This window comes from Vibrio sp. 1562 (genome assembly GCF_033340155.1).
In the GTDB taxonomy this organism is placed as follows: Bacteria; Pseudomonadota; Gammaproteobacteria; order Enterobacterales; family Vibrionaceae; genus Vibrio; species Vibrio alginolyticus.
Genome location: NZ_JAWOVY010000528.1, coordinates 1 through 605 on the forward strand (window position 1 = coordinate 1; position 605 = coordinate 605).

Genomic DNA, 605 nt, shown 5'->3' on the forward strand with positions numbered 1-605 from the left:
CTTTGGTTGGCGGTTTGGGACTAAAAAGCCTGTCAGAGGCTAAACGTCTCAATACCTTGCTTTACCCATAGAGATTTTCGATGCTGTTACGACGTATTCCTTTATCAACCACGCTGATTACGCTGTCTGGATTTTTAGCGTTTATCGCCATCGCTTCTATAACCGTCGGCCCGATGAACATCAGTTTCACAGACAGTCTGCGCGGCTTAGTTGGCGCACATTCAGAGCTGGCACCACACATTCAACTCGTTATCAATGAGATACGCCTGCCTCGTACGATTTTGTGTATGTTCATCGGCGCAATCCTCGCGATTTGTGGGGTGGTCATGCAAGGGCTTTTCCGAAACCCATTGGCAGAACCCGGCATTATCGGGGTTTCTGCTGGTGCGGCGTTGGGCGGCGCTTTTGCCATCGTCGTTTTTGCTGAGTTTAGCCAAAACCATCCTCAACTCATGAACTTAGCAGCGTTGCCATTATTTGCTTTTCTGGGCGGTGCTCTGACAACGGTGCTGGTGTACTGGCTCGGTACGAACAAGTTTGGTACGTCCGTCACGATCATGCTGCTCGCTGCCGTGGCGATCAGTGCACTTTCAGGTGCCTCGATC

General features: G+C 50.9%; 1 protein-coding gene. It reads left to right on the forward strand.

The genetic code is table 11. The annotated features are described in order from the left end of the window. Positions 1 to 80 precede the first annotated feature (80 nt). Positions 81 to 605 (forward strand): FecCD family ABC transporter permease (locus tag R7Z49_RS26210; protein ID WP_318112589.1); only part of this gene is annotated, 525 nt, incomplete at its 3' end.